General features: G+C 70.5%; 22 protein-coding genes, 1 tRNA gene and 1 riboswitch. Of the genes, 8 read left to right on the forward strand and 15 right to left on the reverse strand.

Annotated features, from left to right (window positions below):
• Positions 1–20: 20 nt before the first annotated feature.
• Positions 21–1,406: a cystathionine beta-synthase gene (locus OG737_RS11145; RefSeq protein ID WP_328930289.1), complete on the reverse strand. Its 1,386-nt coding sequence runs from the start codon at positions 1,404–1,406 to the stop codon at positions 21–23.
• A 134-nt stretch (positions 1,407–1,540) separates the two neighbouring features.
• On the opposite strand from OG737_RS11145, the gene OG737_RS11150 reads away from it, so the two are divergent.
• The 3 genes from OG737_RS11150 to OG737_RS11160 all read left to right on the forward strand — a co-directional run bounded on the left by OG737_RS11150 (position 1,541) and on the right by OG737_RS11160 (position 5,300).
• Positions 1,541–2,626 (forward strand): SGNH/GDSL hydrolase family protein, encoded by a 1,086-nt coding sequence (locus OG737_RS11150; protein ID WP_328926043.1) that lies wholly within the window; start codon positions 1,541–1,543, stop codon positions 2,624–2,626.
• A gap of 70 nt (positions 2,627–2,696) precedes the next feature.
• The gene (locus OG737_RS11155) at positions 2,697–3,917 is read left to right on the forward strand and encodes an acetyl-CoA C-acetyltransferase (protein ID WP_328926044.1); all 1,221 of its coding nucleotides are present in this window, start codon (positions 2,697–2,699) and stop codon (positions 3,915–3,917) included.
• 576 nt (positions 3,918–4,493) lie between these two features.
• The gene (locus OG737_RS11160; protein WP_405681412.1) at positions 4,494–5,300 is read left to right on the forward strand and encodes a hypothetical protein; all 807 of its coding nucleotides are present in this window, start codon (positions 4,494–4,496) and stop codon (positions 5,298–5,300) included.
• On the opposite strand, the gene OG737_RS11165 is transcribed toward OG737_RS11160, so the two are convergent.
• Entirely contained in the window at positions 5,284–5,619 is a 336-nt protein-coding gene (locus OG737_RS11165) for a hypothetical protein (protein ID WP_328926045.1), read from the reverse strand. The two genes, OG737_RS11160 and OG737_RS11165, sit on opposite strands and share 17 nt — an antisense overlap.
• A 100-nt stretch (positions 5,620–5,719) precedes the next feature.
• Here OG737_RS11165 and OG737_RS11170 point away from each other — a divergent pair, with 100 nt between their 5' ends.
• Positions 5,720–5,950, forward strand: coding sequence for a DUF4287 domain-containing protein (locus tag OG737_RS11170; RefSeq protein ID WP_069920555.1), 231 nt, complete (start codon positions 5,720–5,722; stop codon positions 5,948–5,950).
• Between the two features lie 106 nt (positions 5,951–6,056).
• On the opposite strand, the gene OG737_RS11175 is transcribed toward OG737_RS11170, so the two are convergent.
• Complete coding sequence (locus tag OG737_RS11175) at positions 6,057–6,911, reverse strand: Bax inhibitor-1/YccA family protein (RefSeq protein ID WP_405679823.1); 855 nt, start codon at positions 6,909–6,911, stop codon at positions 6,057–6,059.
• 177 nt (positions 6,912–7,088) lie between these two features.
• Positions 7,089–7,170, reverse strand: a tRNA-Leu gene (locus tag OG737_RS11180).
• A gap of 440 nt (positions 7,171–7,610) precedes the next feature.
• On the opposite strand from OG737_RS11180, the gene OG737_RS11185 reads away from it, so the two are divergent.
• A complete protein-coding gene (locus OG737_RS11185; RefSeq protein WP_328926047.1) occupies positions 7,611–8,384 on the forward strand; it encodes an ABC transporter ATP-binding protein in 774 nt (257 codons plus the stop codon).
• A gap of 68 nt (positions 8,385–8,452) precedes the next feature.
• Positions 8,453–10,996, forward strand: a complete 2,544-nt coding sequence (locus OG737_RS11190; protein WP_328926048.1) for an FtsX-like permease family protein — start codon at positions 8,453–8,455, stop codon at positions 10,994–10,996.
• 81 nt (positions 10,997–11,077) lie between these two features.
• Here the strand turns inward: OG737_RS11190 and OG737_RS11195 are convergent, their stop codons facing one another.
• On the reverse strand, positions 11,078–12,469 hold the full coding sequence (locus tag OG737_RS11195; protein ID WP_328926049.1) for a cyclopropane-fatty-acyl-phospholipid synthase family protein: 1,392 nt from the start codon (positions 12,467–12,469) through the stop codon (positions 11,078–11,080).
• Between the two features lie 146 nt (positions 12,470–12,615).
• Positions 12,616–13,992 carry an NAD(P)/FAD-dependent oxidoreductase gene (locus OG737_RS11200; RefSeq protein WP_328926050.1) on the reverse strand — a complete coding sequence of 459 codons (1,377 nt, stop codon included), beginning with the start codon at positions 13,990–13,992 and terminating at the stop codon, positions 12,616–12,618.
• Between the two features lie 411 nt (positions 13,993–14,403).
• Between OG737_RS11200 and OG737_RS11205 the strand changes: the two genes are divergently transcribed.
• The gene (locus OG737_RS11205; protein ID WP_328930291.1) at positions 14,404–14,628 is read left to right on the forward strand and encodes a type II toxin-antitoxin system RelE/ParE family toxin; all 225 of its coding nucleotides are present in this window, start codon (positions 14,404–14,406) and stop codon (positions 14,626–14,628) included.
• A 64-nt stretch (positions 14,629–14,692) separates the two neighbouring features.
• On the opposite strand, the gene OG737_RS11210 is transcribed toward OG737_RS11205, so the two are convergent.
• From OG737_RS11210 to OG737_RS11240, 7 genes are all read right to left on the reverse strand, one after another.
• Positions 14,693–15,691 carry an exopolyphosphatase gene (locus OG737_RS11210; RefSeq protein WP_405679822.1) on the reverse strand — a complete coding sequence of 333 codons (999 nt, stop codon included), beginning with the start codon at positions 15,689–15,691 and terminating at the stop codon, positions 14,693–14,695.
• Positions 15,688–16,224 carry a DUF501 domain-containing protein gene (locus OG737_RS11215; RefSeq protein WP_405679821.1) on the reverse strand — a complete coding sequence of 179 codons (537 nt, stop codon included), beginning with the start codon at positions 16,222–16,224 and terminating at the stop codon, positions 15,688–15,690. Before OG737_RS11215 ends, OG737_RS11210 begins: the two co-directional genes overlap by 4 nt.
• A 49-nt stretch (positions 16,225–16,273) precedes the next feature.
• Positions 16,274–16,762: a septum formation initiator family protein gene (locus OG737_RS11220; protein ID WP_328926053.1), complete on the reverse strand. Its 489-nt coding sequence runs from the start codon at positions 16,760–16,762 to the stop codon at positions 16,274–16,276.
• A gap of 91 nt (positions 16,763–16,853) precedes the next feature.
• Entirely contained in the window at positions 16,854–18,140 is a 1,287-nt protein-coding gene (gene eno / locus OG737_RS11225; protein WP_030028493.1) for a phosphopyruvate hydratase, read from the reverse strand.
• A gap of 272 nt (positions 18,141–18,412) precedes the next feature.
• Complete coding sequence (locus OG737_RS11230; protein WP_328926054.1) at positions 18,413–19,120, reverse strand: transglycosylase family protein; 708 nt, start codon at positions 19,118–19,120, stop codon at positions 18,413–18,415.
• A gap of 3 nt (positions 19,121–19,123) precedes the next feature.
• Positions 19,124–19,296, reverse strand: a riboswitch (cyclic di-AMP (ydaO/yuaA leader).
• 276 nt (positions 19,297–19,572) lie between these two features.
• Positions 19,573–20,631 (reverse strand): transglycosylase family protein, encoded by a 1,059-nt coding sequence (locus tag OG737_RS11235; RefSeq protein ID WP_405679819.1) that lies wholly within the window; start codon positions 20,629–20,631, stop codon positions 19,573–19,575.
• A gap of 103 nt (positions 20,632–20,734) precedes the next feature.
• Positions 20,735–22,015: a cytochrome P450 gene (locus OG737_RS11240; RefSeq protein WP_328926056.1), complete on the reverse strand. Its 1,281-nt coding sequence runs from the start codon at positions 22,013–22,015 to the stop codon at positions 20,735–20,737.
• A 121-nt stretch (positions 22,016–22,136) separates the two neighbouring features.
• Between OG737_RS11240 and OG737_RS11245 the strand changes: the two genes are divergently transcribed.
• Positions 22,137–23,348: a globin domain-containing protein gene (locus OG737_RS11245; RefSeq protein WP_328926057.1), complete on the forward strand. Its 1,212-nt coding sequence runs from the start codon at positions 22,137–22,139 to the stop codon at positions 23,346–23,348.
• Between the two features lie 22 nt (positions 23,349–23,370).
• On the opposite strand, the gene OG737_RS11250 is transcribed toward OG737_RS11245, so the two are convergent.
• Both OG737_RS11250 and OG737_RS11255 read right to left on the reverse strand, forming a co-directional pair.
• A complete protein-coding gene (locus OG737_RS11250; RefSeq protein WP_328926058.1) occupies positions 23,371–24,372 on the reverse strand; it encodes a nucleoside triphosphate pyrophosphohydrolase in 1,002 nt (333 codons plus the stop codon).
• 55 nt (positions 24,373–24,427) lie between these two features.
• Positions 24,428–25,051 carry a SurA N-terminal domain-containing protein gene (locus OG737_RS11255; RefSeq protein ID WP_328926059.1) on the reverse strand — a complete coding sequence of 208 codons (624 nt, stop codon included), beginning with the start codon at positions 25,049–25,051 and terminating at the stop codon, positions 24,428–24,430.
• Between the last annotated feature and the right edge of the window lie 178 nt (positions 25,052–25,229).

Genomic DNA, 25,229 nt, shown 5'->3' on the forward strand with positions numbered 1-25,229 from the left:
CGTGCGCCTCTGCGTAGCCGCTACTTCGCGCCCTTGGCCAGGAACGCCAGCAGGTCCTGGCGGCTGACGACGCCGGTCGGCTTGCCCTCCACCAGCACGATCGCCGCGTCCGCCTCGCCCAGCACCGCCATCAGCTCGGACACCGGCTCGCCGGAGCCGACCTGGGGCAGCGGCGAGCTCATGTGCTTCTCCAGCGGGTCGCCCAGCGAGGCCCGCTGCGCGAACAGCGCCGCCAACAGCTCCTTCTCGACCACGGAGCCGATGACCTCGGCGGCCATCACGTCCGGGTGACCGGCGCCCGGCTTGACGATCGGCATCTGCGAGACGCCGTACTCGCGCAGCACGTCGATCGCCTCGCCGACCGTCTCCTCGGGGTGCATGTGGACGAGGGAGGGGATACCGCCCTCCTTGTCGTCGAGCACGTCTCCGATGCGGGCGGACGGTCCGGCCTCCTCCAGGAAGCCGTGTCCCGCCATCCACTCGTCGCTGAAGATCTTGCTCATGTAGCCGCGGCCGCTGTCCGGCAGCAGGACGACGACGACGTCGTCCGGGCCCAGGCCCTCGGCCGCCTTCAGCGCGGCGACGACCGCCATGCCGCAGGAGCCGCCGACGAGGAGGCCCTCCTCCTTGGCGAGGCGGCGGGTCATCTGGAAGGAGTCCTTGTCGGACACCGCGATGATCTCGTCCGTCACGTTCGGGTCGTAGGCCGTCGGCCAGAAGTCCTCGCCGACGCCCTCGACGAGGTACGGACGGCCGCTGCCGCCGGAGTACACCGAGCCCTCGGGGTCGGCGCCGATGACCTTGACCTTCCCGCCGCTGACCTCCTTGAGGTAGTTGCCGGTACCGGAGATCGTGCCGCCCGTGCCGACGCCGGCGACGAAGTGGGTGATCTTCCCGTCCGTCTGCTCCCACAGCTCGGGACCGGTGGTCTCGTAGTGCGAACGGGGGTTGTTCGGGTTGCTGTACTGGTCGGGCTTCCAGGCGCCCGGGGTCTCGCGCACGAGGCGGTCGGACACGTTGTAGTACGAGTCCGGGTGCTCGGGGTCGACGGCGGTCGGGCAGACCACGACGTCGGCGCCGTACGCGCGCAGCACGTTGATCTTGTCCATGGACACCTTGTCAGGGCAGACGAAGATGCACTTGTAGCCCTTCTGCTGGGCCACGATGGCGAGTCCTACACCCGTGTTGCCGCTGGTCGGCTCCACGATGGTGCCACCGGGCTTGAGGGCTCCGCTCTGCTCGGCGGCCTCGATCATCCGTACGGCGATCCGGTCCTTCACGGATCCACCGGGATTGAAGTACTCGACCTTCGCAAGGACGGTGGCCTGCAGGCCTTCGGTCACACGGTTGAGCTTCACCAGCGGGGTGTTGCCGACGAGGCTGATCATCGAGTCGTGGAATTGCACCATGTTCTCCAAGGACGGGACTCCACGGGTTCTCCGGGAGGCATGGCCAGACTATGCGGAAAGGGATTGACCGACCGTACGTACGGGGCAGGTACGTCAACAAGGCCCGACAAGGGAGCGAGGTGGCCTGAAGGGTGTCCAGGGCGAGAACGGCCCGCCGGATCGCGGCGGGCGCAGCGTACGGCGGGGGCGGACTCGGGCTGGTCGGGGTCGCCGCCGTGGGGCTGGTGCTGGCGGAGGTCCAGTTCGCCAAGCGGACCGTGGGCACCGGGCTCGGCGATCCGCCGCGCGCGGACGGGCTGTACGGGAGCGAGTTCGGCGGCCCGGAGCTGAGCCCCGGCCCGCTGCGCCTGGGCATGCTGGGCGACTCCACGGCCGCGGGGCTCGGCGTACGGCGGGCCCGGCAGACTCCGGCGGCCCTGCTGGCCTCCGGGCTGGCGGCGGTGGCCGAGCGGCCGGTCGAGCTGCGCAACGCGGCCCTGTCGGGTGCCATGTCGGACGACCTGGACCGGCAGGTGACGGTGCTCCTGGACGGCGACGCGCCCGCCCCGGACGTGTGCGTGATCATGATCGGCGCGAACGACGTGACCCGGCGTATGCCGCCGACCCACTCCGTGCGGTGCCTCACCGGGGCGGTACGCCGGCTGCGGCTGGCGGGCTCCGAGGTCGTCGTGGGCACCTGCCCGGACCTGGGCACCATCGAGCCCGTGTACCAGCCGCTGCGGTGGCTGGCCCGGCGCGTCTCGCGCCAGCTGGCCGCCGCGCAGACCATAGGGGTGGTCGCCCTGGGCGCCCGTACGGTCTCGATGGGGGACCTGCTGGGCCCCGAGTTCGCCGCGAACCCGCGCGAGATGTTCGGCCCGGACTCCTACCACCCGTCGGCGGAGGGCTACGCGACCGCCGCCATGGCCATGCTGCCGACCCTGTGCGCGGCGCTCGAACTGTGGCCGGAGTCCGACCGGCTGGACGTGTCCCGGGACGAGGACATGCTTCCGGTGGCCAAGGCCGCCTCGGCCGCGGCCGGACAGGCCGGTACGGAGGTCACGGCGGCCCGCGGCCCCTGGGCCCTGCTCAAGCACCGGCGCCGTCGGCGGGTCCCGGGCGAGGAGCTCCCGGCCGTCCACGCGGCCGGGGCGACGGGGGCGGCCGCCCCGGGCGCCGGGGCCCCGGACACCCCGGCGAGCAGCGGAGCGACCGGCATCACACCCCAAGGCCGGTGACCTCGACCATACGGGGCGGTAACTTCGCTTGCGGTCCGGATAGAGCCGCAACACACCCTTGGAGCCTTCGATGCCCGAAGCCGTCATCGTTTCCACTGCCCGCTCCCCGATCGGGCGCGCCGGCAAGGGGTCCCTCAAGGACGTCCGTCCGGACGACCTGACCGCCACGATCATCCAGGCCGCCCTCGCCAAGGTCCCCGAGCTGGACCCGCGCCAGATCGACGACCTGATGCTCGGCTGCGGCCTCCCCGGCGGCGAGCAGGGCCACAACCTGGCCCGCATCGTGGCCGTGCAGATGGGCATGGACTACCTGCCGGGCACCACGATCACCCGGTACTGCTCCTCCTCGCTCCAGACCTCCCGCATGGCGCTGCACGCCATCAAGGCCGGCGAGGGCGACGTCTTCATCTCCGCGGGCGTCGAGACGGTCTCCCGGTTCATGAAGGGCTCCTCGGACGGCCTGCCGGACACCCACAACCCGCTCTTCGCCGACGCGGAGGCCCGTACGGCCGCCGTCGCGCAGAGCGAGGGCTCCTCCTGGCACGACCCGCGCGAGGACGGCCTGATCCCGGACGCCTACATCTCGATGGGGCAGACCGCGGAGAACCTGGCCCGGCTCAAGGGCGTGACCCGCCAGGACATGGACGAGTTCGGTGTCCGCTCCCAGAACCTGGCCGAGGAGGCCATCAAGAACGGCTTCTGGGCCCGCGAGATCACCCCGGTCACCACCCCCGACGGCACGGTCGTCTCCACCGACGACGGCCCGCGCGCCGGTGTCACCATGGAGGGCGTCTCGGGCCTCAAGCCCGTCTTCCGCCCCGACGGCCTGGTCACGGCCGCCAACTGCTGCCCGCTCAACGACGGCGCCGCCGCGCTGGTCATCATGAGCGACACCAAGGCGCGGGAGCTGGGCCTGACCCCGCTGGCGCGGATCGTCTCCACCGGTGTCACCGGCCTCTCCCCGGAGATCATGGGCCTCGGCCCGGTCGAGGCGTCGAAGCAGGCCCTGAAGCGGGCCGGGCTGACCGTCGGCGACATCGACCTGTTCGAGATCAACGAGGCCTTCGCGGCCCAGGTCATCCCGTCCTACCGGGACCTGGAGATCCCGCTGGACAAGCTGAACGTCAACGGTGGGGCCATCGCCGTCGGTCACCCGTTCGGGATGACCGGCGCCCGCATCACCGGCACGCTGATCAACAGCCTGCAGTTCCACGACAAGCAGTTCGGTCTGGAGACGATGTGCGTGGGCGGCGGCCAGGGCATGGCCATGGTCATCGAGCGGCTGAGCTGAGCCGGAGCGGAGGGTAGGGGTCGCCCGAGGAACGAGGGCGGCACCTGCCCGCAGCGGTGGCGAAGCTCAGCGCGACCAAGAAAGCGAGCGGCTGAGCTGAGCCGGAGCGGAGGGTAGGGGTCGTCGTGAGGAACGAGCGACGGCACCTGCCCGCAGCGGTGGCGAAGCTCAGCGCGACCAAGAAAGCGAGCGGCTGAGCTGAGCCGGAGCGGAGGGTAGGGGTCGCCCGAGGAACGAGGGCGGCACCTGCCCGCAGCGGTGGCGAAGATCGGTACCGAGCGGCTGAGCCGACGCGGGCCCCAGTCGCCGCAAGGGATCCGGCCGGATCCCTTGCCCCGTACTGACACCGGATCTAACCGCGTCGCGGCCGACCTGTGACCGAATCTCCCCCAGGATGTGACCTATGTCCCGGGGGAGTGGCATGTCCGCAGGTCAGAGATGGTACGGATGGGCCGGGTGTGACCAAAGCCCTGTCCAATTCGTGACGTAATGCACTGCACGCCATTCCCAGGTCGGGACACTCTGATGTAGGAAGTCGGGGGATCGAATCACCTCAGGAGTTAGTCAGTGAGCGCCATGTCTCTTGCCCTGCTGCTGACCACGGCCGCTGCCACGGCCGTGGGCGCTGCTGCGCTGCACGCCGTCCACGGTCTCCGTAAGCAGGTCACGGCCCTGCGCGGCGAGCTGGCGATGCCGGCCCACGCCCGCGCCGCGACCGTCCCGCACGCCCGCAGCGCCGTGGAGTCCCCCGCCGCCGAGATACGAGCCGCCGTGGCCGAAGCCCTCGCCGAGGAGCGCGAGCGCGAGCTCGCCGAGGCGCGCGCCTTCTGGGCCGCGCAGGAGGCCCGCGACTCCGCCGACGCCCCGTCGCTGCTGGGCGGCCTGCCCGGCCTCGGCGAGGACAGCCCCGTCTTCCTGCCCCGGCAGGCCGACCTGGTGGGCCTGGAGCCGCTGCTCGGCGAGGACTCCGTGGAGGAGTACCCCGAGGATTCGGCCGAGCTGGCCGCCGCCCGCCGGCGCCACCCCTCGCACCCCGACTTCGTGCCGGTCCAGGCCCCGGCCCCCGGCGCCGACCACGAGCGCACCGTCAGCCGCCTGGAGGAGCTCGCGGAGGCCCGTACGGCCCTCGCGGACGTCCGCCCGGGGCCGCTGGGCACGCTGGACGTGTACGTCTTCACGGACGGCACCACGCTCTGCATGACCCCCGGCCACCGGGAGACCGCGGAGCGCCTCGCCGAGGCCCTGCGCTCGGGCACCGCGCCGGTCCTGCTGGGCGGCTCGGGCATCTCCGGCGCCTACGCGCTCACCTTCTCCTGCGGCGACGCCGAGGACCCCGACAGCAACGTCTACATCCTCGCGGACCGCGTCATCGCATCGCTCTGACTTCCGCCTGCTCCACCAGCCCCACGGCCTCGTCCAGCATCCCGGACGGGGCCGTCGTGCCGTCCCCCTCGCGTACGGCGCGCAGCGCCTCGGCGAGGTCCAGCCCGGCCACCGCCACCTGGTCGCCGACGACGAACATCCCCGCGTCCGGCATCTGCCGTACGGGCACGCCCTCCAAGGTCTGCGCCCGTGCGGAGAGTTCGCGTGCCAGTTCCAGCGCCGCCGCGGCGGCTCCCTGCTGCAGGCGGCTCTGAGGCGCGGCCCGCAGCCGGTCTGCGAAACGTTCCACGGCGGCGGTCAGGGGTGAAGTATCGAGCACCCGGCCGACCTTACGCGCCGCCCCGGCACCATTGCCAACGGGCGAACTCTCCGGCACGGTGACGTGAAGAGAACAGCACGGCAACCTTCCGGAGGCGCCAATGTCCGTAGAGTTCTCCGAACAGACCCACCGCAACATGATCGACAGAATCCCCCAGGCCACCGGTCGTGAGCTCTCCGACTGGCTCCGCACCGTCGACGAAGGCCCCTCCCTCGTCCGGTTCGAGGAGAAGGTCAGCTGGCTGCGCGGCGCGCACGAACTGTCGTACGGCCAGGCCAAGGCGATCATCCACGAGTACGACCTGCGCAGAGCCGCCCGCCGGTTCGGCTGAGCCCTCCCCCGACTCCCGACCCCCAGATGCGGGAAGGCCCCGCGAGCGTGTGCTCGCGGGGCCTTCCCCAGGCTGTGGACGGCGGTCGGGACGACCGCCGTCCCTGCTAGTCGTCGCCCGACAGGATCTGGAAGATGCGCAGCATCTCCATGTAGATCCACACCAGGGTCATGGTGAGGCCGAAGGCCGCCAGCCAGGACTCCTCGCGCGGGGCGCCGTAGGCCACGCCGTCCTCGACCTGCTTGAAGTCCAGGGCGAGGAAGCAGGCTCCGAGGATGACGCCGATGGCGCCGAACAGGAGGCCCAGGCCGCCGCTGCGGAAGCCGAGGCCGTCACCGCCGCCGAAGACCGCGAAGAGCGTGTTCGCCACCATGAGCAGGATGAAGCCCAGGGCCGCGGCCATCACGAAGCCGTAGAAACGGCGGTTGACCCGGATCCAGCCCATCTTGTAGGCGAAGAGCACGGCGGCGAAGACGCACATCGTGCCCATCACGGCCTGGATGACCACGCCGGCGCCCAGGTAGGTGCTGGTGGCCGCGCTGATGACGCCGAGGAAGACACCCTCGAACGCCGCGTAGCCCAGGATCAGCGCCGGGACCGGCTTGCGCTTGAACGACTGGACCATCGCCAGCACGAACGCGACGATGGCCGCGCCGACGCCGATGGCGTACGACTTGTTCAGGTTGGCCGGGTCGACGGGCAGGAGGACCCAGGCGAGGGTCGCCGTCAGGATGACCGTGCCGAGCGTCATGGCCGTACGGCTCACGACGTCGTCCATGGTCATCACGTTGGCGCGCGCCGGCGCCTGCGGCATGCCCATGGCCGGGTCGGTCGCGTACGGGTTGGTCGCGTACGGGTTGGTCGCGGTCCCGGCCTGCTGGTACTGCGCGTCGAACCCCGCGTAGCCACCGTTGTCGCGGCTGAACCCCCGTCGCGAGAAGACCGGGTTACTGCTCCTCATCTCACTCCTCCGTGGCCACCGAGCGCGGCCTCGCATCAAGAGTAATGCGCTCGCAAAGAAAGCACCCTACTGCTGGAGGAGGATCTTAAGAGAAGGCGCGGCGAAGCGCAGGTGATAAACGAAGGGGACCTCGGGGAGCTCCGCCGGGCCTCGCGGGACGTGCAGGGAGCTGCGGAGTGCCCGGAGCCGGACTTGAACCGGCACGGCCCGAAGGCCAGCGAGGTTTAAGCTCGCCGTGTCTGCATTCCACCATCCGGGCAGGGCGTGGCGGCCCCCGTGAAAAAGCCTTGAACGCTGAGCCGAGCCTATCCGGAACGCCATCGCGGCCAACGGGCCGTCTATCCGATGTTGTCTGATTTTATTGGCGCTTGAGGGTGCGTCAGGCCCGAGAACGCACGGTGGGCCCCTTCTCGGCGACGATCACGCGCGACCTGGGATTGACGGGATTTCGATGGCCGCGCCACCCGTACGCCACCCCGCTCCCGGGCCGGGCTTCCGCCCCGGCTTCTCCCTCCCCGTCAGGGCTCCTGTCATACCAGAGGGGGAGAGCGGCATGCCCGCGTCAGACTCAAGTGGGCCAGGGAAAGGGGCACCTCGGCTGATCCGGAGCGGGGGTGGGCGCGGCGACGATGGAAACGTCCCGCCGATGAGCGGACCGCGACCGGTCCGCAGTCCCCCGCCCTGACAGGAGTCGCTTCCGTGACCACCACGAACTACGCCCCGCACACCATCCAGGCCGTGGCCGCCCGCGCCACCGGCCTCTCCAAGGTGTACGGCCAGGGCGAGACCCAGGTGGTCGCCCTGGACAACGTCTCCGTGGACTTCGCCCAGGGGCAGTTCACCGCGATCATGGGCCCCTCGGGCTCCGGCAAGTCCACGCTGATGCACTGCGTCGCGGGCCTGGACACCTTCTCCTCCGGTTCCGTGCGCATCGGCGAGACCGAACTGGGCTCCCTCAAGGACAAGCAGCTCACCCAGCTGCGCCGGGACAAGATCGGCTTCATCTTCCAGGCCTTCAACCTGCTGCCGACCCTGACGGCCCTGGAGAACATCACGCTCCCCATGGACATCGCCGGGCGCAAGCCCGACAAGCAGTGGCTGGAGTCGGTGATCAGCATGGTCGGCCTGGCCGACCGCCTCACCCACCGTCCCACCCAGCTCTCCGGCGGCCAGCAGCAGCGCGTCGCCGTGGCCCGCGCCCTGGCCTCCCGCCCCGAGATCATCTTCGGCGACGAGCCGACCGGAAACCTCGACTCCCGCTCCGGCGCCGAAGTCCTCGGCTTCCTGCGCAACTCGGTGCGCGAGCTGGGCCAGACCGTCGTGATGGTCACCCACGACCCGGTCGCCGCCTCCTACGCGGACCGCGTCATCTTCCTCGCCGACGGCCGCATCGTCGACGAGATGCTCAGCCCCACCGCCGACGGCGTGCTGGACCGCATGAAGGCGTTCGACGCCAAGGGCCGCACCAGCTGAAGCCCCGCCGCCCAGCGGCTTCCCGCAGCCCTCCGCACACAGACCTCCAGCCCCAGGACTGAGATCCCATGTTCCGTACCGCCCTGCGCAACGTCCTCGCGCACAAGGCCCGACTGCTGATGACGGTGCTCGCCGTCACACTCGGCGTCGCCTTCGTCTCCGGCACCCTCGTCTTCACCGACACGCTCGGCAAGGCCATGTCCAGCCAGTCCGCGAAGTCCTACGAAGGCGTCGCGGTCTCCGTCACCGACTACGGCCGCCACCGTGACGAGGACGGCCAGAAGCAGGGCGAGCCCGGCATCAGCCAGCAGACCCTCGACAAGATCAAGACCCTTGACGGGGTCGACTCCGTCTCCGGCCGCGTCCAGGGCTTTGCCGGCGTCGGCGACGAGAACGGCAAGCTGATCGGCAGCGGCTGGGCCAACGCCGGCTCCAACTTCGACCCCGTCAAGGACGGCAAGGACCCGCGCTACCACTTCACGGACGGCACGGGCCCGGTCAAGGACGACCAGATCGCCCTCGACAAGGAGAGCGCGGCCAAGGGCAAGTACGAGGTCGGCGACAAGATCGGCGTCGCCACCAACCGCCCGGTCAAGGAGTACACCCTCTCCGGCATCTTCACCACCGAGGACGGCGCGGTCAACGCGGGCGGCAGCCTCGTCCTGTTCGACACCAAGGTCGCCCAGGAGCTCTACCTCCAGCCCGGCTTCTACAGCGAGCTCTCCATCGGGGCCAAGGCCGGCACCACCGCCGACCGGCTGCTGGCCGATGTCAAGCCGCTGATCTCCAAGAACTCCCAGGCCAAGACCGGCGCCGCCCTCGCGGCCCAGCAGGCCAAGGACATCGAGCGGGCCATGTCCGGCATGAGCACCGGCCTGCTGATCTTCGCCGGCGTCTCCCTCTTCGTCGGCATCTTCCTGATCTACAACACCTTCACCATGCTGGTCGCCCAGCGCACCAGGGAACTGGCCCTGCTGCGCGCCATCGGCGCCAACCGCGGCCAGGTCAAGCGCTCGGTCCTCGCCGAGGCCGGGGTCGTCGGCCTCGTCTCCTCGGTCATCGGAATGGTCTCGGGCATCGGCCTCGCGGTCGCCATGCGCTCCGCGATGGACCTCTTCGACGCCAAGATCCCCGCCGGTCCGCTGATCATCGCCCCGGGCACCATCGTCATCGCGCTGGTCATCGGTGTCCTCGTGACGATGCTCGCCGCCTGGCTGCCCGCCCGCCGGACCGCCAAGATCGCCCCGGTCGCCGCCATGGGCAGTGCCCACCTCCCGGCCACCATGAAGTCCCTCGTCGTGCGCAACATCATCGGCAGCCTCCTCGCCCTCATCGGCGTCGGTGTGGTCATGCTCGGGGTCAGCCAGAAGAGCGACGGCCGCATGGTCATCGCGGGCGGCGCGTTCTTCCTGCTCATCGGCCTGTTCGTGCTGCTGCCGATGCTGTCCCGCCCGGTCATCGCCCTGGTCCGCCCGCCGCTGGAGAAGGTCTTCGGCGTCGCCGGCAAGCTCGCCGCGCAGAACGCCGTCCGCAACCCGCGCCGTACCGCCGTCACCGCCGCCTCCCTGACCATCGGCCTGACCCTGGTCACCGCGATGTCCGTCATGGGCATCACCGTCGGCCAGGCCATCGACAAGGCGACCACGCAGAACATCAAGGCCGACTACCGGGTCACCATGGCCGCCGAGGGCATGAACCTCGACAAGTCCGTGCTCCCCGCGCTGGAGAAGGGCAAGGGCGTCAGCGCCGTCTCGCCGAAGACCACCGAGATGTTCAAGATCGGCGGCAAATTCCAGCTCGTCAGCGGCGTCAACCCGGCTGCCCTGTCCCAGGTGCTGACCGTCAAGACCACCGGCGGCGACCTCGCCTCCCTGGGCCAGGGCAAGCTGCTGGTCTCCGCCGAGGAAGCGAAGAAGCAGGGGCTGGCGCCCGGCTCCACCGTCGATGCCCAGTACGAGGACGGCCAGCAGGCCAAGCTCCAGATCGGCGCGATCTTCGAGAACAAGGGCCAGCTCGGCGACTACGTCTTCGATTACAAGATCCTCGCCGCACACAACGAAGAGCAGTACCTGCCCGAGGTCCTCGTCAAGGTCGACGGCGGCCCCTCCAAGGCGAGCCAGCAGGCCGTGATCGACGCCCTCGGCAAGAACCCGGCCATCAAGGTCTCCACGCAGGCCGACATCCGCGACCAGATGGCCGGCGAGATCAACATGGCGCTGAACGTCATGTACGGACTGCTCGGCATGGCCCTGATCATCTCCGTCCTCGGCGTCATCAACACCCTGGCGATGTCCGTCTACGAGCGCCAGCAGGAGATCGGCATGCTGCGGGCGGTCGGGCTCGACCGGGGCCGGGTCAAGAACATGATCCGCCTGGAGGCCGTGGTCATCTCCCTCTTCGGCGCGGTCCTCGGCATCGGGGTCGGCATCTTCCTCGCCTGGGCCGGCGGCAAGACCATCGCCGCCTCCATCCCGGGCTACGCGCTGGTCATCCCCTACGACCGGATCGGAGTGTTCCTCGCGCTCGCCGGACTGGTCGGTGTCCTGGCCGCCATGTGGCCGGCCCGCAGCGCCGCCCGCCTGAACATGCTGACGGCCATCAAGACCGAGTAGCCCCGTCAGGAAGCGGAACGCGGACGGAACATCGGGACACGGAAGGGCCCGGGGCACACGCCCCGGGCCCTTCCGGCGTTCCTACCCGGCGCCCCAGGTGCGCAGCCGCAGCGGCAGCCCGGACGCGCCGCCGTACCCCGGCCGCACCGCCAGCACCTGGTTGACGCCGAGCCGGCCGTGCTCGAAGGCGAGCGCGGAGGCCGCCATGTACAGCAGCCAGACCCGGGCCCGGCCGGGGGAGGTCAGGCGTACGGCCTCGTCCCAGCGCTCCTCCAGCCGCGCCACCCAGGCCCGCAGCGTCAGCGCGTAGTGCTCGCGCAGCGCCTCCACGTCGCGGACCTCGAAGCCGGCCCGCTCCAGCTCGCCCACGGTGCTGCCGAGCGGGGACAGCTCCCCGTCGGGGAAGACGTACGCGTCGATGAACTCGTCGACCCTGTACGCCTCTTCGTCGGGCTCCGGGGGCCGGGCGATCTGGTGGTTCAGCAGGCGGCCGCCGGGGCTCAGCAGGCCGAACAGGGTGCCCGCGTACTCGCGGTAGCGGGCGGAGCCGACGTGTTCGGCCATGCCGATCGAGGAAATGGCCTCGTACGGCCGGTCCCTGACGTCCCGGTAGTCCTGGACCCGGATCTCGATCTGGTCGGCGAGACCCTCTTCGGCGACCCGCTTGCGGGCGTGGGCGGCCTGCTCGCGCGAGAGCGTGATGCCGGTGACCTGGGCTCCGTACTCCCGGGCCGCGTGCAGGGCCATGGAGCCCCAACCGCAGCCGACGTCGAGGAGCCGGGTGCCGGGCGCGAGGTCGAGCTTGCGGCAGACCAGGTCGAGTTTGTCGCGCTGGGCGTCCTCCAGGGTGGAGCCGGGGCTCCAGTAGGCGCAGGAGTACACCATGGACGGGCCCAGCACGTGCCCGTAGAACTCGTTGCCGACGTCGTAGTGGTGGATGACGGCCGCGCGGTCGCGGCCTTTGGTGTGCGCGGCCCCGTTGCGGCGGACGCTCGCCTCCTCGGGCGGCGGCGCGGGCGCGGGCCACGGGCGGGCCAGCGCGGTGAGTTCGCGTACGGCGGCCCGCGCGGCCGGGTCGCGCAGCAGCGCGAGCGTGCCGGAGGCGGTCCCGACGGCGCCGGAGGCGCGCGCGGGCAGGTACGGGCGCAGGACGGCCAGCTTGGCCAGGCCGGCGCGGGGAAGGGCCGGGGCGGCCGTGCGGCTCTCCCGTTCCCAGAGCAGGCCCCCGACCCGGTCGAGCAGCTCGAACAGGTCGCCGTCGACCGTCAGGTCCCCGGCGACCCAGGCGCGGGCCAGGCCCAGCTCGCCCGGCTTCCACAGCATGCGGCGCAGGGCGCGCCGGTTCGTCAGCACGAGGACGGGACCGCTGGACGGTCCGGCTTCACTGCCGTCCCAGGCCCGTATGCGCACGGGCAGCGGGGCGCCCAGCAAGGTCTCGGCAAGAGCGGCCAGCCGCGGCGCGGCGTCGGTCATGGCAGGCACCTCCGATGAGTTCCGACGGATCGGCCTACCCATTTCCGGCGGCGGTCAATCGGAAAACACGCCGAAGGGGCCGCCCGCACCACGGATGGCGGGCGGCCCCTTCGGGGTCGTGCTGGAAAGCTCCGGTCGCAGCCGGGTCAGGAGGCCTTGGCCTTCTGGGCCGGAGCCGCGGCGGCCGGGGCCGGCTTGGCGGCCTCGTAGAACTCCTCGCGCGGGGTCTCCAGCGCACCGAGGGAGACGACCTCGCGCTTGAGGAACATGCCGAGGGTCCAGTCGGCGAAGACGCGGATCTTGCGGTTCCAGGTCGGCATGGCCATGCCGTGGTAGCCACGGTGCATGTACCAGGCGAGCCGGCCCTTGAGCTTGATCTTCATCTTGCCCATGACGATCATCGCGACGCCCTTGTGGAGGCCGAGGCCCGCCACCGCACCCTTGTTGGAGTGCGAGTACTCGTGCTGCGGGAAGCCGCGCATGCCCGAGATGACGTTGTCGCCGAGGACCTTGGCCTGGCGCAGCGCGTGCTGGGCGTTCGGCGGGCACCAGGCGTTCTCGACGCCGGCCTTGCGGGAGGCCATGTCCGGAACCTGGGCGTTGTCGCCGGCGGTCCAGATGTAGTCCGTGCCCTTGACCTGGAGGGTCGGCTCGGCGTCGACGTGGCCGCGCGGGCCCAGCGGCAGGCCGAAGCGGGCCAGGGCCGGGTTCGGCTTGACGCCGGCGGTCCACACGATGGTGTTGGAGTCGACCTCGAGGCCGTTCTTCAGCACCACGTGGCCGTCCACGCAGGAGTCCATGGAGGTGTTGAGGTAGATCTCGATGCCGCGGGACTCGAGGTGCTCCTTGCCCCAGGTGCCGAGCTTGGGCCCGACCTCGGGAAGGATCTTGTCGGCCGCGTCGACCAGGATGAAGCGCATGTCCTCGCGCTTGATCGTGGAGTAGTACTTCGCGGCGTCGCGGGCCATGTCCTCGACCTCGCCGATGGTCTCCGCACCGGCGAAGCCGCCGCCGACGAAGACGAAGGTGAGGGCCTTGCGGCGGACGTTCTCGTCCGTCGTGGACTCGGCCTTGTCGAGCTGTTCGAGGACGTGGTTGCGCAGGCCGATGCCCTCTTCGACGCCCTTCATGCCGATGCCCTGTTCGGCGAGGCCGGGGATCGGGAAGGTGCGGGAGACGGCGCCGAGCGCGATGACCAGGTAGTCGAAGGGCAGCTCGTACGCCTCGCCGACCAGCGGCGTGACGACGGCGACCTTGCGGTCCTGGTCGATGCTGGTGACCCGGCCGGTGAGAACCTCTGCCTTGGGCAGCACGCGTCGCAGCGGGACGACGACGTGCCGAGGCGAGATGCTGCCTGCGGCCACTTCGGGGAGGAAGGGCTGGTAGGTCATGTACGACCGCGGGTCGACGACCGTGACGGTCGCCTCGCCATAGCGCATCTTCTTCATGATCCGCTTGGCCGCGTACAGGCCTACGTACCCACCTCCTACAACGAGGATCCTGGGACGCTCCGTGGTGCTCATGGAACGAGTATCCAGCACCCAATGGGGTGTCGCTCGTGAGCCCCTTCACAAGGAGTCGGAGGGCCTCTGCTACACTCCGCGGCCCACGTGACGTGGGTCATGCCGCGCAACGGGAACCACGGTGCAACGGGAGTCGTTGAATACCCGTTCTGAGCTGGCCTTCAGGCGCTCAAGCGGACTGGACCACCAGGTTTCGTCGGTACCTCTGACACGGAACACGTCGTGTCCGCACTTCGCACAAACGGGCGCCGAAACGGCCCCGAGGGCCTCCGAAGAGGCCCGAACGGCCCTTCCGTCGACCCGTCCGGCGTCTTTTCCTTGTGAAGAACTTCACGAAGTTCATGTGGATCAAGGGACTTAAGGCCCCCTCGGACCCCCCTTTTCCTTCGAAGTCCCCCTCATGGGCGGAGGATTCGAAGGGTCGCACCGGCCGCAATGCGCGTCCTCGCCGCACTGACCGCGCTGGAAGACGATCCGTACGGCGAGGACGCCGACGTCAAGAAGCTCACCGGGCCGTCCGGGCTCTACCGGCTCCGGGTGGGTACGTACCGGATCGCCTATCAGGTCTTGGACGGCGAGCTCGTCATCCTCGTCGTCAAGGTCGGCGACCGGCGCGACATCTACCGCACCATCTGACTCCGGCACGACGACGGTGCTCCGGTCGACTGACCGGAGCACCGTCGTTCAGCGATTCGGCAGGTCAGACCCGCCCTTTGTCGGTCTCGGCCTCTTCGGCGGCGCTGATCGCGATGCCGTCGAGGATGTCGTGCTCCGAGACCACGACCTCCGAGGCTCCGATGCGCTCCATGATGGCCAGCAGGACCAGCGCGCCGGCGCCGATCACGTCCACCCGGCCCGGGTGCATCACGGGGATCGCCGCGCGCTCGGCGTGGGTCGACGTCAGCATCCGGCCGGTGATCTCGCGGACCTGGTCGTAGGAGATCCGGGAGTGGTGGACGGCCGCCGAGTCGTACTCCGGCAGCCCGAGGGCGATCGCGGCGACCGTGGTCACCGAGCCGGCCAGGCCCACCAGGGTGCGGGCCTCGGCCAGCGGGACCGTCTCGGCCGCCAGGTCCAGCGCCGCCTCGATGTCGGCCCGTACGGCGGCGATCTGCGCCTCGGTCGGCGGGTCGGTGACTTGGCCGTCCACCACCAGGTGGCGCTCGGTCATCCGGACGCAGCCCACGTCCACGGAACGCGCCGCCCGGACGTGCTCCTCGCCGACCACGAACTCCGTCGAGCCGCCGCCGATGTCCACGACCAGGAACGGCCGCTCCATGGGGGTCCTCCCGGACGGAGTCTGGGGGAGCTCGTGCGCGGTGAGCTCCTTGGTGGCGCCGGTGAAGGAGAACTCCGCCTCCTGGTCGCCGGAGATCACCTCGGGCTCGACGCCCAGGATGTCCACGACGCCCCGGACGAACTCGTCCCGGTTCTCGGCGTCCCGGGAAGCCGAGGTCGCCACGAAGCGCACCCGCTCGGCGCCCAGTTCCTCGATGACCGCCGCGTACTCGCGGCAGGCGGCGAAGGTGCGCTCCAGCGCCTCCGGGGCGAGGCGGCCGGTCTTGTCCACACCCTGGCCGAGGCGGACGATGATCATCCGCCGGTCCAGCTCGACCAGTTCGCCCGTCGCGGGGTCGTAGTCCGCGACGAGCAGCCGGATGGAGTTCGTACCGCAGTCGATGCCGGCGACCCGGGTCACGCCCGGTCCTCCTTGTCCCCGCACGGGGTGACGCAGGGGCCCTTGGCCCACCACTCCGGCAGCATCGCCAGGGCCTCGTCGCCGAACGGGTTCACGCCCGGGCCCGCGGCCAGGGAGTGGCCGACCAGGACGTGCAGGCACTTGACCCGGTCCGGCATCCCGCCGGCGCTCGGGAAGCCCTGGAGCACATCGATGGCGTCGCGGCGCCGGATGTAGTCCTCGTGCGCGGCCTGGTAGGCGGCGGCGAGCTCGGGGTCCTCGGCGAGCCGGGCCTGCATCTCCTTCATCACGCCGTTGGCCTCCAGCGTGCCGATCGCGGAGGCCGCGCGCGGGCACGTCAGGTAGTACAGCGTCGGGAAGGGGGTGCCGTCGGGGAGCCGCGGCGCGGTCTCCACCACGTCCGGCTGGCCGCAGGGGCAGCGGTGCGCGATGGCGCGCAGCCCGCGCGGCGGGCGTCCGAGCTGCTGCTCGAACGCCTCGATGTCCGCGTCGGTCGGCTCGGTCCGGTCGGTCTGGGGCGGGGGCGTCTGCATGCCTGGAGGGAGTCTCTTCGTTCGCGGTTCTATGACGGGTGGAACTGGTTCAGTCGCCGGGGCGGTCGGCCTTGTCGACGCCGTCCCAGACGTTGGAGTACCAGGGGCGGTCCGAGCCGGCCTGGCCGGTCCGGTGCTGCTCGGCGCCCTGCGCCCCGGGGTCGGTCATGATGTAGCCGATCTCCCCCGGGCGCAGGAAGTGCAGGTGCTTGCGCGCCTGCTGCTCCGCGTAGGCGTTGTCCTGCCAGCGGGCCTTCTCGTCGCGGAGCCGTTCCAGGCGGTCCCGCGCGGCGGCGGCGGCCCGCTGCTGCTTCGCGATCTCCGAGCGCTGGGACACGTACTGGCGCATCGGATACGCGAGGGCGACGACCAGCGTACAGAGGACGAGCACGAGGAGGGCCGCGCGGCCGGTGAGCCGGCTGCGGCGGACCTGGCGGCGCGACTGCGAGCGGTAGACGTGGGCGGCGGTCCGCTCGCCGAGCTGCTTGAGCCTGGTCGCGGTCGAGAAGGTGGAGAACCGATCACGGTTCCCGGCCATTGGTCCCGCCTCCCCTGTGTACGCACTACGCAATACGTCCCCGCACACGGTACGGGACCGAGTGCGGGGACGTACGGAAGCAAGAGCGTGATTAGCCCTTGAAGCGCGGGAAGGCGCTGCGGCCCGCGTACACCGCGGCGTCGTCGAGGATCTCCTCGATGCGCAGCAGCTGGTTGTACTTGGCGACGCGGTCCGAGCGGGCCGGGGCGCCGGTCTTGATCTGGCCGCAGTTCACGGCGACGGCGAGGTCGGCGATGGTGACGTCCTCGGTCTCACCGGAGCGGTGCGACATCATGCACTTGAAGCCGTTGCGCTGGGCCATCTCGACGGCGTCCAGGGTCTCGGTCAGCGAACCGATCTGGTTCACCTTCACGAGCAGGGCGTTCGCGGAGCCCTCCTCGATACCGCGGGCCAGGCGCTCCGGGTTGGTGACGAAGAGGTCGTCGCCGACGATCTGGACCTTGGCGCCCAGGCGGTCGGTGATGGTCTTCCAGCCGGCCCAGTCGTCCTCGAACAGCGGGTCCTCGATGGAGACCAGCGGGTACGCCTCGACGAGCTCGGCGTAGTAGTCGGTCATCTCGGCGGCCGAGCGGGACTGGCCCTCGAACTCGTACTTGCCGTCCTTGTAGAACTCGGACGCGGCGACGTCGAGGGCGAGCGCGATGTCCTTGCCCGGGGTGTAGCCGGCCTGCTTGATGGCCTCGATGATGAGGTCGAGCGCGGCGCGGTTGGACTCCAGGTTCGGGGCGAAGCCGCCCTCGTCACCGAGACCGGTGGACAGGCCCTTGGTGTGCAGGACCTTCTTGAGGGTGTGGTAGACCTCGGCACCCCAGCGCAGCGCCTCGGAGAAGGACTCCGCGCCGATCGGGGCGATCATGAACTCCTGGATGTCCACGTTGGAGTCGGCGTGCGACCCCCCGTTGAGGATGTTCATCATCGGAACGGGCAGCAGGTGCGCGTTCGGACCGCCGAGGTAGCGGAAGAGCGGAAGGTCCGAGGCCTCCGACGCGGCGTGCGCGACGGCGAGGGACACGCCGAGGATGGCGTTCGCGCCGAGGGAGCCCTTGTTGTCGGTGGCGTCCAGGTCGAACATGGCCTGGTCGATCAGACGCTGCTCGGTGGCGTCGTAGCCGACGAGCTCCGGGCCGATCTGCTCGATGACGGCGAGGACGGCCTTCTCGACACCCTTGCCCATGTAACGGTTGGGGTCACCGTCACGGAGCTCGATGGCCTCGAATGCACCGGTGGAGGCGCCGGACGGAACTGCAGCACGGCCGGTGCTGCCATCGTCGAGGCCCACCTCGACCTCGACCGTGGGGTTGCCTCGGGAGTCCAGGATTTCCCGGGCTACGACGACGTCGATGGACGGCACGAGCATCTCCTTCTGGGATGTGACGCTGGGTGTGCGGTGGCGTCAGGCCGTGGGACGGCCTGGCCGACTAGAGCCTAACCGGATCCGGGCACTCACCCTGCCGACCGCCCGGTTCCTGGGACGAAAAAGGGCCCGAATACCCCTCTTCCCGGACATAGAGGCCTCGGTGACGGGGGTTCTGCAGCCGCACACACCACCGCCCGGCGCGTGGGGGGAGACGCGCCGGGCGGTGGGGATGGTGAGCGTTGCTGCGACTCCTGCGGCTATTGCCGCAGTGTTCAGCTGAGCTTCAGCTTCTGACCCGGGAAGATCAGGTCGGCGTCCGAGACGATGTCCTTGTTCAGCTCGAAGAGCTTCTCCCAGCCGCCCTTGACGCCGTTGGCCTCGGCGATGGTGCCCAGGGTGTCTCCGGACTTGACCTCGTACGAGCCGTTGCCGGTCTTCGGGGCCGGGGCCTCGGAGCGCTCGGAGCGGGTGGTCGGGGCCGGGGCCTCGGAGCGCTTCGTCTCCTTCTTCGGCTCGGTCTTCTTCGGCTGGGTCTTCTTGGTCTCGGTCTTCTTCTCCGTCTGCTTCGGGGTTTCGGCCGCGCCGCCCCCGCTGTAGGAGGAGTTCGACAGACCCACGCCACAGGACGGCCAGGCGCCCTTGCCCTGGCCCTTGAGGACCTTCTCCGCGACGGCTATCTGCTGGGACTTCGAGGCCTGGTTGGCCTGCCCGGCGTACGCCTTGCCGCCGTACGCGGCCCAGGTGGACGACGAGAACTGCAGGCCGCCGTAGTAGCCGTTGCCCGTGTTGATGGCCCAGTTGCCGCCGGACTCGCACTGCGCGACGCGGTCCCACTCGGAGGAGGTGGCGGCACTGGCGGAGCCGGCGGCCATCAGGGGGGCGGCGACGGCCACACCGGCGACACCGGCGAGCGTGACGATGCGGGCGGTGCGCTCGATGGCGGTACCGCGGCGGTGCTTGCCCTTGCCGGAAAGCAGCATGGAGTTTCTCCTCACCGACGCCTACGAGGTGAGCTGTCGGGTTCGGGCGAGTGAGTTGCCCGGCCGTGCGACCTAGCGCACGTCTTAACCCCTAGCCGGTGGCGTGACCGTCTCTCAACGGCCGCTCCCGGCACCTACCTTGGTTCCCCCGCTCCTGCCTTCGGCGCTTGACGCGACGACTGTTCCCTCCGTCCGCCGGCAGGACTCGGCGATGCGGTCGAAGGAGCTCGCGGTGGCGAGCGATTCAGAAGGTAGACAGGTCTCCCCCCGATGTTCAACGACCGACATCGGGGGGAGACGACCCCTACTTGCGCTGCCAGTACGGGTGTTTGCGCAGGTGAGGGCGGGGTTTGCGGAAGCCCCGGGGCGAGACACGCCAGTTGACCGGAAGAGACGCATGTCTCACTTACAGAAAACGGACAATCGACTCTTTCCGGATGGCTCAAGTGTCCTTATTGCACGGTTAGATCCAGGTTCTGTCCGGGCTTGATCAGATCCGCGTTGCCGCCGATGACCTGCTCATTGGCCGCGTAGAGCCCCTTCCAGCCGCCCTTGACCCCCTTGGCATCCGCGATGGTGACCAGGCTGTCGCCCGCCTGCACGGTGTACGAGGGGGCCGACGCGGCATCAGATGCGGCCGGCGTCTCGGTCGCGGGGGCTCCGCGGTGCTTGCCGTTGCCCTCAGCTGCCGTGACGGGCGGTGCGGTGGGGCCGGTGGAGGTGCCCGGGGTGGCCGGGGCGCCCTGGGTGGCCGGTGCCGTCGGGTCCGTCGTGGCGCCAGGAGTGGTGGGGGCCGCGGGGTCGGCCGGGGTCACCGGGGGCTGGCCCGGGGTGCCGGGCGGCGTGGTGGGCGCGTTCGGGTCCACGGGGGCGGTCGGTGCGCCCGGGGCGGTCGGGGTCGGCGTCACCTCGTCCGGCGAGGGCATGACGGGCAGTCCGAGGGAGGGCGCGAGCGGGCCGTCGGGAATGACGAACGACGGGGTGGCCGACGGGCTCGGGGCGGGGGTGGGAGCGCCGAAGTCCGTGGACGGCTTCCCCTTCCCCGTGGAGGGCACGTCCTCGTCCGGCCGAGTCGGCGCCGGGCCCTTCACGGCGGAACCGCCGGGCAGGCCGGGGTCGACGACCGCGGCGGGGCTCTGCCCCTCCAGCCCGGCCGACGCCGCGCACAGCGGCCACGCCTGCGGGCCCTGGGAAGCCAGAATGCGCTCGGCCACGGCGATCTGCTGGGACCGGCTCGCGAGGTCGGGCCGCTTGGCGAAGTCGGAGCCGCCGGCGCTCTGCCACTCGTCCTGGCTGAACTGGAGGCCGCCGTACTGGCCGCTGCCGTAGTTGGCGCTCCAGCTGCCGCCGCTCTCGCATTCGGCGACCTTGTCCCACGTGGAGGTGTCGGCCGCGGAGGCGTTGGTGGCGGCAAGAAGCGGCAGTGCCAGCGCGGAGCCTGTGACTCCTGCGGTGACGACTATCGCGGGCACCTGACGGGGGCGTCTGTGACGGCCGTTCCCGGAACGCATGAGGCTGCACCTTTCGCATAACGGCTGGGTAACGGCAGAACCTAGCGGCCCTCGAACGATTGTCACAACTCGGGTCTGCTACTGACTTTCGGTCAGATGACCTTCAAATGTTTCGGGGTGTGAAGCGCACGGGTAGGGTGCGCAGACCGCGCATGATCAGACCACCGCGCCAACGCAGGTCAGTTGACGGAATGGCGAGTTCCAGATCCGGCAGACGCGTGAGCAAAGTCGCAAGCGCCGTCTTTCCTTCAAGTCGCGCGAGCGGAGCACCCAGGCAGTAGTGGATGCCGTGCCCGTATCCGAGGTGCTGGTTGTCGGTGCGCGAGAGGTCGAGGGTGTCCGGCTCGGCGAACCGCCCGGGATCGCGGTCGGCCGCCGCCAGGACGACCAGGACCGGATCCCCGGCCGCGATCGACTGCCCGCCGAGGGTCAGCGGCTCGGTGGCGAACCGCCAGGTGGCCAGCTCCACCGGGCCGTCGTAGCGCAGGAGTTCCTCGATCCCGGTCTCCAGCAGGCCGCTCTCGCCCGCGGCGAGGGAGCGCTGGAGGCGCTCGCGCTCGCCGGGGTTCATGAAGAGGGAGTGGACGCCGTTGCCGATGAGGTTCACGGTCGTCTCGAAACCGGCGAAAAGCAGGATGAAAGCCATGGCGGTGGCCTCGGCCTCCGTGAGGTGGTCGCCGTGGTCGCTCGCCCGGATCAGGTCCGAGATCAGATCATTGCCCAGATCATCCCTTTTGCGATGGATGAGTTCACCGAGATAGGTCCGCATCTGCTTCACCGAGCGGGCGACACCGCCGCGCGGTCCGCCGCCGTGCCGGATCATCATCCCGGCCCAGTCGCGGAAGTCGTCCTGGTCCTCGCGCGGTACGCCGAGCATCTCGCAGATGGCGTAGATGGGGAGCGGGAAGGCGAACTCGTGGATGAGGTCGGCCTCCCCCCTGTCCGCGAACCCGTCGATGAGGTGGTCGGTGAGCTCCTGCACGCGCGGGGTGAACTCGGCGACCCTGCGCGGGGTGAAGGCCTTCGCCACCAGCCGCCGCAGGCGGGTGTGGTCCGGCGGGTCGATGTTGAGCAGATGCGTCATCAGCTCCGCCTTGCGCTCCCCCGGGATCCCGGTCTTGCCCTTGGCGTGTCCCTCGTGGCGGTCCGGATTCTTGCTCAGCCTCTGGTCAGCCAGCGCTCGGCGGGCGTCCGCGTACCGGGTGACCAGCCAGGCCTCGACCCCGCTGGGGAGCTTGGTGCGGTGCACCGGCGCGTGCTCGCGCAGCCAGGCGTAGGCGGGGTAGGGATCGGTCGCGAACTCCCAGTCGAACAGGGTCGGTCCCCGGCGGGAAGGGGAGGTCGAAGGGGTGTCGGCGGAGGCTGCGGGGGTCTGCTCATGCACCTGCTGACCGTATCCCGGCACCCGACCCCGATCCCATATGGGTGGTTCGTCGCGGCTGTCCGTAGATCTGCCATCACTTGACCTCATCTTCTCCGACATTCCTACTTTCGGTTTTGTGGATGTGAGGATCTTGAAAAGCAGCTTCGCGGTGGTGGAGAGACGGGCCGAGCACGCGGTCAAGTTCTTCTACTCCCACCTGTTCTGGCACAACCCCGGAGTCCGTGAGCTCTTCCCGGCCTCCTTCGAGGAAATGGAGCGACAGCGGGACCGGCTCTTCGCCGCGCTCACCCACGTGATCGCCCACCTGGAGAACGAGACCCTCGTCCCCTATCTCCATGAGCTGGGCCGCGACCACCGCAAGTTCCAGGCCCGCCCCGAGCACTACGCGGCCGTGGGCGAAAGCCTGCTCGCCGCCCTCGCCGCGACCTCCGGATCGGCGTGGACCCCGACGGTGGAGAAGGCATGGAGCGAGGCGTACCAGGTGATCGCCGACACGATGACGGCCGGCGCCGCCGCGGCCGAGGACCCGCCCTGGTGGGACGCGGAGGTCGTGCGCCACCTCCAGTACGGAAAGGACATCGGCGTGCTGACCCTGGCGCCGCACGCCCCCTTCCCCTATGTACCCGGCCAGTACACGAGCGTGAGCAGCGAGCGGGTCCCGAAGACCTGGCGCACGTACTCCATCGGCAACGCACCCCGCCCGGACGGCACCCTGGACCTGCACGTCAGCCGGATCCAGCGGGGGCGGGTCAGCACCGCCCTGGTCCGCGACGTCCAGCCGGGCGAGCGCCTGCGGCTCGCCGCCGCCGGCGGGCAGCTGACCTTCCGCCGCGCGGACCGCCCGGCCAGCTTCATCGCCGCCGGGACCGGCTGGGCGCCGGTCCGGGCCATGCTGGAGGATCTCGGGAAACACCCGCCCGACCAGGACGTGCGGCTCTTCGTGGTGGGACGGGACCCGGCCCACCTCTACGACCGCCCGCTGATCGACGAGTGGGCCGCCGCCTGCGACTGGCTCGGCGTCACCTACATCACGCCCGCTCCCGGGCGGCACCGCAACCAGGCCACCGACCGGCTGGCCACCGCGCTCAGCAACCGGGCCCTGTGGCCCGACCAGGACGTCTACCTCAGCGGGCCGCCGCCGTTCGTCGAGGAGACCGCGTACCTCCTGGAGGAGCTCGGCGCCCGACCGGGCCGGATCTTCTACGACTCCGTCCCCGACGCCGGAAAGGGCCACGGCCCGAACGGCCGCCCGCTGGGCTTCGGGGAATGGTTCCTGAACCGCCCGCCGCCTCACTGGCACGACCCCGCGGGCCGCGCGCCCCGGGCCGACTGAGACGCCATACCGCTGCTGAGGGCTACTCGCCGACGCCCTCGGCCGCACGGATCGCGTCCCGGTAGACGCGGGCCGCCGCCCGCAGCGCGGTCTCGGGGTCGATCCCCTCCGCCTCGGCGCGCGCCGCCAGTTCCAGCAGCTCGTACCCGATGCCCTCACCGCGGGGCAGTTCGACGGCCACGCCGCCCGTACGCACCCGGCCCGCAAGTTTGGCCGCGAGCGCGAGGCCCGGCTGGCCCACCGGAATCCCGTCCGTGACGGACTCCCGCCGCTTCTCGGCCGCCTTGGTGCGCTGCCAGTGGGCGCTGACGTCCTCCGGAGTCTCGGCCGTCTCGTCGCCGAAGACGTGCGGGTGGCGGTGGATCAGCTTCTCCACCAGGGCCCCGGCCACGTCGTCGATGGAGAACGCCTCGTCGCCGTCCCCGGTGCCCTCCTCCGCGATCCGGGCGTGGAAGACCACCTGGAGCAGGACGTCGCCGAGCTCCTCCCGCAGTTCCTCCCGGTCCCCGTCCTCGATCGCCTCGACCAGCTCGTACGCCTCCTCGATCGCGTACTTGGCCAGCCCCCGGTGGGTCTGCCGCGACGTCCAAGGGCATTCGCGCCGCACCCGGTCCATCACCTGGACCAGGTCGAGCAGACGGGCACCCGGCAGGTCGTACGAGCCGGGCAGCAGTTCCAGGTCGGGCATGGAGACCCGGCCCGATCCGGCCAGGCGCGCCAGCCCGTCGGTGAGCCGCTGGTCACCCTCGCCGCCCGGGAGCACCACGACGGTGCGGCCGCCGGCGCAGGCCTCGACCAGCGCGTGCGCCTCCGGGCTCTCGTGGACCACCTCGACACCCGCCTCCCGCAGGTACGGGAGCTGCGGGTGGCCGGGGTCGGCGCAGACCACCCGGTCCGCGGCGTGCAGGGCCTGCCACGCGGGCCAGGACAGCACGCCGGGGGCGACCCGGTGGCTGGTGGTCAGCAGGACGATGCGGCCGGTGGGCTCGGCCGTGGTGGATTCGGAGGGGTCGTGGTCGGTCACCCTCCGAACCTACCTCCGTCCGCCGTCCCGCGGCCCGGAGGGGCCCCGGTCGGTGTCAGGCTCCGGCGGGTTCCTGCTCGGGCCGGGTCCGCTGGGTGATCCAGGGGGTCTGTCCGGTGCCGAGCTTGATCTGCTGGGCGTCCCAGGCGCCGTAGCGCGGGTTGACCTCGATGCGCAGGGCCTTCGCGGCGGCCCGGGCCGGCTCCTCCAGCTTCCCGTTCCCGTACTTGGCGGCCAGCTTGGTGAGCAGCACGCGGTCCCGGATGAACCGGTCGGCCTGGCCGGGGGCCATGTGGCCCTTCTGCAGGAGCAGCGCCTCGAACTGCTCCGCTCCCTTGTTGTCCTCCACGTACGCCTTGCGCTCGTCCTCGATCTCCTTGGTGGAGACCGCGATTCCGGCCGTCGTGGCCATCTTGTCGATGATCCGGTTCTGGAGGATCGAGTCGAGCCGCTCCCGCTCCAGGTTCGGGGTGCTCGCGATGAGCTCGGCGGCGGCCTGCCCGGTCTTGTTCTGCGCCGCGCGCACGTCGTTGACCTGTGCCTGGAGTGCGGAGGTGGTGATGCGTTCGCCGCCGACGACGGCCGCGGTACCGGGGCGGGCTTCGCCCGAGCAGGCGGCCAGCAGCGGGGCCGCCAGGAGCAGGGCGGCGGAGACGGAGAGCGCTGTGCGACGGTGCAAAGGAGCCTCCAGGGCCGGGAGATTGTGCGTCGGTGCACAAGGGCCGTGCGGTGATCGATGGTATGAGGTCGCGGTGGTCCGGGCCACCGGTTCGACCAACGATTCCCGAGGTGTCGGGGTGCGCGGTTGTTCGTGTCGGGGTCACTCCGCGGCCACCCTCCGGCCCTCCCGTGCTGCC

The sequence above is a fragment of the Streptomyces sp. NBC_00122 genome, from assembly GCF_045160845.1.
Lineage (GTDB): Bacteria > Actinomycetota > Actinomycetes > Streptomycetales > Streptomycetaceae > Streptomyces.